Source organism: Nitratireductor aquibiodomus NL21 = JCM 21793 (assembly GCF_000615975.1).
In the GTDB taxonomy this organism is placed as follows: Bacteria; Pseudomonadota; Alphaproteobacteria; order Rhizobiales; family Rhizobiaceae; genus Nitratireductor; species Nitratireductor aquibiodomus.
Genome location: NZ_BAMP01000145.1, coordinates 1 through 2,500, shown reverse-complemented (window position 1 = coordinate 2,500; position 2,500 = coordinate 1). Strand labels below are relative to the sequence as shown.

The 2,500-nt window shown below is 55.0% G+C and carries 1 tRNA gene and 2 rRNA genes (1 of these 3 cut by a window edge); all 3 read left to right on the top strand.

Going from position 1 to position 2,500, the window contains the following annotated elements:
- Nucleotides 1-2,031: ribosomal RNA gene (locus JCM21793_RS22285) — 23S ribosomal RNA — on the top strand (it extends 768 nt beyond the left edge of the window).
- Nucleotides 2,032-2,203: 172 nt separating this feature from the next.
- A 5S ribosomal RNA gene (gene rrf, locus JCM21793_RS22275) occupies nt 2,204-2,318 on the top strand.
- Nucleotides 2,319-2,423: 105 nt separating this feature from the next.
- A tRNA-Met gene (locus JCM21793_RS22270) sits at nt 2,424-2,500 on the top strand.

Genomic DNA, 2,500 nt, shown 5'->3' with positions numbered 1-2,500 from the left:
GAGGACCGAACCCATATCTGTTGCAATAGATCGGGATGACTTGTGGCTAGGGGTGAAAGGCCAATCAAACTCGGAAATAGCTGGTTCTCCGCGAAATCTATTTAGGTAGAGCGTCGACCGAATACCCTCGGGGGTAGAGCACTGGATGGGCTAGGGGTCCTCACCGGATTACCAAACCTAACCAAACTCCGAATACCGAGGAGTACTAGTCGGCAGACACACGGCGGGTGCTAACGTCCGTCGTGGAGAGGGAAACAACCCTGACCAACAGCTAAGGTCCCCAAGTTATGGCTAAGTGGGAAAGGATGTGAGACTCCCAAAACAACCAGGATGTTGGCTTAGAAGCAGCCATCATTTAAAGAAAGCGTAACAGCTCACTGGTCTAATTAAGGGGTTTTGCGCCGAAAATGTACCGGGGCTAAAGCCATACACCGAAGCTTTGGGCTTGCTTTGCAAGCGGTAGCGGAGCGTTCCGTAGGCTGATGAAGGGAGACCCGTGAGGGCTCCTGGAGGTATCGGAAGTGCGAATGCTGACATGAGTAACGATAAAGGGGGTGAGAGACCCCCTCGCCGAAAGTCCAAGGGTTCCTGCTTAAAGTTAATCTGAGCAGGGTTAGCCGGCCCCTAAGGCGAGGCCGAAAGGCGTAGTCGATGGGAACCACGTTAATATTCGTGGGCCTGGAGGTAGTGACGGATTGCGGACGTTGTCTTTCCTTATTGGATTGGAGAGGCAGCCATGTGGTCCCAGGAAATAGCTCCTCCATATAGACCGTACCCGAAACCGACACAGGTGGACTGGTAGAGTATACCAAGGCGCTTGAGAGAACTCTGCTGAAGGAACTCGGCAAAATGCACGCGTAACTTCGGGATAAGCGTGACCCTTCTTCGGGCAACCGGAGGGGGGTGGCACAGACCAGGGGGTAGCGACTGTTTATCAAAAACACAGGGCTCTGCGAAGTCGCAAGACGACGTATAGGGTCTGACGCCTGCCCGGTGCCGGAAGGTTAAGAGGAGGAGTGCAAGCTCTGAATTGAAGCCCCGGTAAACGGCGGCCGTAACTATAACGGTCCTAAGGTAGCGAAATTCCTTGTCGGGTAAGTTCCGACCTGCACGAATGGCGTAACGACTTCCCCGCTGTCTCCAGCAGAGACTCAGTGAAATTGAATTCCCCGTGAAGATGCGGGGTTCCTGCGGTTAGACGGAAAGACCCCGTGCACCTTTACTATAGCTTTACACTGGCATTCGTGTCGGCATGTGTAGGATAGGTGGTAGGCTTTGAAGCGTGGGCGCCAGCTCGCGTGGAGCCATCCTTGAAATACCACCCTTATCTACATGGATGTCTAACCGCGGTCCGTTATCCGGATCCGGGACAGTGTATGGTGGGTAGTTTGACTGGGGCGGTCGCCTCCTAAAGAGTAACGGAGGCGCGCGATGGTGGGCTCAGAACGGTCGGAAATCGTTCGCTGAGTGCAATGGCATAAGCCTGCCTGACTGCAAGACTGACAAGTCGAGCAGAGACGAAAGTCGGTCATAGTGATCCGGTGGTCCCGCGTGGAAGGGCCATCGCTCAACGGATAAAAGGTACGCCGGGGATAACAGGCTGATGACCCCCAAGAGTCCATATCGACGGGGTTGTTTGGCACCTCGATGTCGACTCATCGCATCCTGGGGCTGGAGCAGGTCCCAAGGGTATGGCTGTTCGCCATTTAAAGCGGTACGTGAGTTGGGTTCAGAACGTCGTGAGACAGTTCGGTCCCTATCTGCCGTGGGTGTAGGAATATTGACAGGATCTGTCCCTAGTACGAGAGGACCGGGATGGACGTATCTCTGGTGGACCTGTTGTGGCGCCAGCCGCATAGCAGGGTAGCTATATACGGAACGGATAACCGCTGAAGGCATCTAAGCGGGAAACCGACCTGAAAACGAGTATTCCCTGAGAGTCGTGGGAGACCACCACGTTGATAGGCCGGGTGTGGAAGTGCGGCAACGCATGGAGCTTACCGGTACTAATAACTCGATCGGCTTGAATCATTCTCATTGCTTATGCTCATCTTGAGCGCTCACGCGAGCTTGCTGCGCAAGCCGCTGCGCGGGCGCGGCGCATAAGCGCCGACGACCAGTCGGCCTTGCGGGCTTCGCCCGGAGCCAGATAAATCAATGACCGAAAGGTCAACCAGCTTCTCGATTACATGCGTTTCGCCGACCTGGTGGTTATGGCGGGGCGGCTGCACCCGTTCCCTTTCCGAACACGGCCGTGAAACGCCCCAGCGCCGATGGTACTTTGTCTTAAGACACGGGAGAGTAGGTCGCTGCCAGGTCTGCAAAACGCATGAAAATCTTCTCAGAACAAAGCCAAAAACGACAAAGGCCGCAACAAGCGGCCTTTTGTCATGAAAACAGGCAGGAAAACGCAAAAAAATTGACGCGGGGTGGAGCAGCCCGGTAGCTCGTCAGGCTCATAACCTGAAGGTCGCAGGTTCAAATCCTGCCCCCGCAACCA